We start from the raw sequence: 4,672 nt of genomic DNA, 5'->3' as shown, positions 1-4,672 counted from the left end.
CGGGCGCACGCGGCGGTCAGGGCGCTTGACGGACCGCTCGCGGTCGTGGCATGAACACGCCCATGAGACTCCCCGCTGTTGCCCTGCTCGCTGTCCTCGGCCTGTCCGCCTGCGGCGGCGGCGGTGGGCCCGACGCTGCTGTAGGGGCATCGCCCGCGCCCTCGCCTTCGTCATCCCCGTCGCCGACGTTCGCGCCCTCGCCTTCGCCTGCTCCATCGCCGTCAAAGGGGTCGGCCAAGTCCCTCGACACAGCTGCGATCCAGTCCTTCCTGCAGCAGAACTACAGCGACACGCCTTGGATCGGCCGCATCGTCCGCGTCGAGGACAGGGTCGGCGCCGCCTTCGTCGAGACGTCGCTGCCGCCGGGCAGCCGGGATGGTTCTGCGATCTGCACAGCGGTGTCTGCCTACTTCTTCTCCAACCAGTACGCCGGCGATGCGCGCAAAGACTTCCCCGGGATCCGGGTGGCCGCCGCGACCGGTGACCGCCTGTCCTTCCGGCCGTCGTTGGGCGACAAGTGCTGACGTGATGGCCACGACAAAAACGCCCCGCTCCCGGCACCGTGAGGCGCGCAGGAGCGGGGGCTAGAGGCGTTCCTTGCATTGGACGGTCCTCAACGCAAGGAACCGGGCCGATCCTTTGCATTTAGGTCACGACGATGGTCCCGACGTCGTCCATCACGGGCGTCTCAGGCGAGGCGGTGTGCCGCACCCAGATCCGGTAGACGCCGGGGGTGAGCGGCCGCGCCGTCCCAGGGCCGACGAGCACGAACCGGTTGACGCCCACGACGTTCGGCGGGCCCCACACGGTCGGGCGCGACCCGGCGGCGACGACCGCGACCTCGTACGTCGTGATCGCCACCCCGTTGTCTGTGATGGTCAGCGGGCCGACGAGCTCGACGCTTTCCCGTGCGATCGTCCAGGTACTCACGGCGAGGCCTCTCTCTGCTCAGGGATCGGTGGCGCGTCGAGGACACGCGCGCGGGCGGGGACGGCTTCGAGTGCTGCGAGCGCGTCACGTGGACGGCCGAGCTTGAGCAGCGCGACGGCCATCTCTGCGGCGAGCCGCAGCTCGACGTGATGGAGCACGTTGTCCCACGAAACGGCGCCACCGTCACGACGGACTGCGTTCTCCTGCCGCCATAGAGGTAGGCACTCGTCGCAGAACTGCCGGGGGTGGGAGTAGCGGAAGGCCATCCCGCACCTGCGGCACGAGTAGGTCTTCATGGCGGGCCCCTTATGGCTGCGGCTCAAGGACGGCGGTGCGCCCTCGCCCGGTGAGTGCGCCGGTCCGGGCCCGGGGGCCGATCGTGGCGGTGTCCTGCTGGGCCGCGAGGGTGCCGCCGCTCCCGGTGGGCGGCGCGAGGCTGCCCGTCCGGGTGCGCTGCGCGAGGGTGGCCTTGAGGACGACGTCGCGGAACGGACTCAAGATCGTCGTCCCGGCCGCATCCAGCAGCAGCAGGCTGTCAGTGACGGCCATCGCCAGCAGTGCTGCGGTCGTCGGCTTGTCCAGCAGAAGCACGCTGTCGCTCACGGTCAACGCCCGCGCCGTCGGCGTGCTCGTGTTGTCAGTGAGGCCGACTGCGTCGCTGAGGTCGAGCGTCCTAGCGGCGACGCTCGCGGCCGTGTCGGTCAGGCCGAGCGTGTCGGCCACTGCTGCCGTCTTGCTCGCAGCCGCGGTCGCCGTGTCGCTGAGCCCGAGAGTGTCGGCGGTGGATGCGACCTGAGCCTTCGATGCCGTGACGCTGTCGGCCAAGCTGATCGCGTCGTCGGCTGCTGTGACCCGGGTTGCTGCGGTCGTCGCGGTGTCGACGAGGTCGAGGGTGTCGGCTGCTGCGGTGACCCGAACGGCGGCGGTGGTGACGGTGTCGCTGAAGGCCACACTGTCGGTCGGGTTGCTGACTCCGGCGGAGCTGGTGCTCGTCGTGACGCTGTCGGCCAGTCCGAGGCTGTCGCTCGTGACGGTGACGCGGGTCGCCGCGGTAGTCGCGCTGTCGCTGAGCCCGACAGTGTCATCGGTCGCGACGACACGTGTCGCTGTGGCGCTCGTGGTGTCGGCGAGGGACAGCGTGTCATCGGCACTGACAGCTCGGCTGGCGGTGACCGCTGCTGCGTCGCTGAGGTCGAGAGTGTCGCTGGCCGTTGCTGTCTTGGCCGCCGAGGCGGTCGTGGCGTCGCCTAGGGGCAGGGTGTCTGCCGCCGTGACGGTCAGAGCGCCGGACGTCTGTGCCGCATCCGTCAAGGCCAGCACGTCTGCTGCGGAGGCCGTCCGATCACTGGCCGAGGACGTTGCGTCTGTAGCGGCCAGGGTGTCGCTGGCGGCGGCGACCCTGTCGGCGGCAATCGCAGCCGAGTCGGACACCGCTATGGCGTCGGCCACGCTGGTGACACGGGTGGCGGCCGTTGCCGTCACGTCCGCGAGCGGCACGGTGTCGCTCGTGTCGAGTACCCGCGCGGTGGCAGTGACGACCGAGTCCGACAGGCCCGTTGTGTCAGCAGCAGCCGCGGTCAGGTTGCTGCCGGTCACGGCGGTCTGCACGCTGTCTGACAGCGCGGCTGTGTCGGCTGCTGTCGCTGCCCGCTCGGCGGCCAGTGACACCGTGTCGGTCAACCCGAGCGCGTCAGCCAACGTGGTGACGGCCGTCTTCGCTGTCTGCGCCTGGTCAGTCAGGGCCATGGCGTCGGTGACGCTGGACGCCCGCACAGCGGCGGTCGCCACCGCGTCGGTCGGGGTCACAGAGTCGGTAACCGCGGCGGCCAGTGGAGCGGACTCGAGGACCGTCGAGACGGTGTCCGTCAGAGCGACAGTGTCCGAGGCGGCGGCGGTGAGCGCCGCACCAGTGACAGCGGTGCGCAGCAGGAGGCTCGTCGCCCCCCACGCACTCGACACCGTGGCGACCGCAGTGCGCGTCCCGGTCGCAGCGGACGACGCGAGTTGCTGCTCAGCCAGCGCGATCGAGCCGTTACCTGCCGTGCCCGAGTTGACGCAAGCGTCGAAGCGTTCGGTCATCCCCGCAGGCGGGGTAGTGGTGATGGTACCTTTCAGCCCCCACGTCCACAGGCACAGCAGCAGGTCGTCGGCTGCGACAGGAGTGCGCGACGGGGCGACGGCGCTCGAGCTGGCCGTGCCACTGAAGGTGAACGCCGCTGGCACGTCGAGCGGGGTGGTGCCATCAACTCCCCGATAGACGGAGATGCCGATGGCCTGGCGGGTGGAGTTCGTCAGCGTAGATGTAAACGTGTACGACGTGACGGTGTTGTCGGAATCGTCCGCAACCCGTCGCCACACCCACTGACGGGGGGCGGTCACTCCCGTGTCAGTCAGCAGCACCCAGCCGGCCGGGGTCGCCATCGGCACGTTGCTGGATGCCTGGCCCAACCCGACGATCATGACGTCGCCAGCCACCACGCCGGTCGGCTTGCTGACCGTCATGTTCGCCGAAAGGGCAGTCGCCGAAGCGGCACCGACGAAGGAGATCGCCACTGAGCCGACCCCCTCTAGGTGCTGACGTTGACCTGGATGCGGTCCCCGACCTTGACGAGGGCCTTCGCTGCGATCTGGAACGTCGCAGACGTACGGGATCCGAGGCTGTGCCGGACCTCATTCTTGATCGCGCCAGTCGAGTCCACCAGCCACACGATGATCAGGACGGTGGAGGCCGGGTCGGTGTTGTCCACCGTCACCGAGACCGGCTCGCCCTCGCTGCTGCCGATCGTGGTGTCGATGATCGCGGTCACGTTGACCGTCCCGAGCAACTGCCCCAGTCTGACCTCACGCAGCGCCATCCCGATGACCGCAACTCAGCCGAGGAGCTTCGTACGATACGTGCAGGTCATGGTGCGCTCCCTAGCTCGTGCGGATGCTCAGCAAGTTCGGCGGCATACAGGTCGAGCAACTCGCGCGCCCACGCGACCCGCGCTCTGTTAGCGTGTCACCCGATCATCTTGGTTCTATAGGTGACGGCCAGCGAGTCACCGGCCGCCTTGCCAACGCCGGTCCCCAGCACCACGCGCGAGATTGTCTGCGCGGCGGTCGAAGCGGTGCCGATGGCGCCGTTCGTGATGACGACCTCGTTGATCGTGCCGGTGCCGACGCCGGCGGCGTAAGTCGTCTTATAGACCACCTCGACCCCTAGCCCGGCGCCCAGGTTGTTGACCGAAGGGAACGTCGCGTCGAACGCCTGCCCGGCGAGCAGCGTCACCATCGCCCCACCCAGGCCGGACTTAGCGGCTGCGGTGATGCCTGAGCCGATCTGCATCCCGGTCAGGGCGGTCACGGCGGCGCCGATGGCCCGGTTGGCGTAGAACAGGTCACCAACGTCGGTGACGAGGTTGTGGAAGTCGACGGACTGCTTCACGTTGCCGTCGGGGCCGATGACCTCGACGGTGCCGTACCCGAGGATGCTGAGGTCGTCCGCGTCCTCACGTCCGCGCACCAGCTCAACCGTCTCGGCGATCTTCATGCCGTCCATGTGGTTCTCCTTCGTGTGGGGTCAGGCGGTCGGTGCGGGGGATGGGCTGGGAACGGGCTAGCGGAAACCGTGGCCGATCCGCACACCCAGGTACATGACCCAACGGCGGACCGGGCCGACCCCGAGCTTGCGCAGGACGCGGCGGAAGATGCCGTCAGCGTCCTTGGGCGAGACAAGTTCCGGGTGCCGGCACAGGAAGTC

At 69.0% G+C, this 4,672-nt stretch carries 7 protein-coding genes; 1 reads left to right on the top strand and 6 read right to left on the bottom strand.

Features of this window, described 5'->3' with window-relative positions:
* Window positions 1-62: 62 nt before the first annotated feature.
* On the top strand, window positions 63-524 hold the full coding sequence (locus tag VNJ48_RS15715) for a hypothetical protein (protein ID WP_325603762.1): 462 nt from the start codon (window positions 63-65) through the stop codon (window positions 522-524).
* Window positions 525-645: 121 nt separating this feature from the next.
* On the opposite strand, the gene VNJ48_RS15710 is transcribed toward VNJ48_RS15715, so the two are convergent.
* The 6 genes from VNJ48_RS15710 to VNJ48_RS22695 all read right to left on the bottom strand — a co-directional run bounded on the left by VNJ48_RS15710 (window position 646) and on the right by VNJ48_RS22695 (window position 4,666).
* Entirely contained in the window at window positions 646-930 is a 285-nt protein-coding gene (locus tag VNJ48_RS15710) for a hypothetical protein (RefSeq protein WP_325603760.1), read from the bottom strand.
* Entirely contained in the window at window positions 927-1,226 is a 300-nt protein-coding gene (locus tag VNJ48_RS15705) for a hypothetical protein (RefSeq protein ID WP_325603758.1), read from the bottom strand. The genes VNJ48_RS15710 and VNJ48_RS15705 overlap by 4 nt, the downstream gene beginning before the upstream one ends.
* A gap of 10 nt (window positions 1,227-1,236) precedes the next feature.
* A complete protein-coding gene (locus VNJ48_RS15700) occupies window positions 1,237-3,483 on the bottom strand; it encodes a hypothetical protein (RefSeq protein ID WP_325603756.1) in 2,247 nt (748 codons plus the stop codon).
* Between the two features lie 14 nt (window positions 3,484-3,497).
* Entirely contained in the window at window positions 3,498-3,785 is a 288-nt protein-coding gene (locus VNJ48_RS15695; protein WP_325603754.1) for a hypothetical protein, read from the bottom strand.
* A 146-nt stretch (window positions 3,786-3,931) separates the two neighbouring features.
* On the bottom strand, window positions 3,932-4,471 hold the full coding sequence (locus tag VNJ48_RS15690) for a hypothetical protein (RefSeq protein ID WP_325603753.1): 540 nt from the start codon (window positions 4,469-4,471) through the stop codon (window positions 3,932-3,934).
* A 57-nt stretch (window positions 4,472-4,528) separates the two neighbouring features.
* Window positions 4,529-4,666 carry a DUF1353 domain-containing protein gene (locus VNJ48_RS22695; RefSeq protein ID WP_414689961.1) on the bottom strand — a complete coding sequence of 46 codons (138 nt, stop codon included), beginning with the start codon at window positions 4,664-4,666 and terminating at the stop codon, window positions 4,529-4,531.
* Window positions 4,667-4,672 lie beyond the last annotated feature (6 nt).

Source organism: Nocardioides sp. (assembly GCF_035576065.1).
Lineage (GTDB): Bacteria > Actinomycetota > Actinomycetes > Propionibacteriales > Nocardioidaceae > Nocardioides.
The sequence above is the reverse complement of the archived record's forward strand: the minus strand, read 5'-3'. Positions and strand labels throughout refer to the sequence as shown.

Excerpts from the sequence above, each read along its gene's own strand:
- VNJ48_RS15715 (WP_325603762.1), top strand. The coding sequence starts at position 63 with ATGAGACTCCCCGCTGTTGCCCTGCTCGCTGTCCTCGGCCTGTCCGCC.
- VNJ48_RS15705 (WP_325603758.1), bottom strand. The coding sequence starts at position 1,226 with ATGAAGACCTACTCGTGCCGCAGGTGCGGGATGGCCTTCCGCTACTCC.
- VNJ48_RS15695 (WP_325603754.1), bottom strand. The coding sequence starts at position 3,785 with ATGGCGCTGCGTGAGGTCAGACTGGGGCAGTTGCTCGGGACGGTCAAC.
- VNJ48_RS15690 (WP_325603753.1), bottom strand. The coding sequence starts at position 4,471 with ATGGACGGCATGAAGATCGCCGAGACGGTTGAGCTGGTGCGCGGACGT.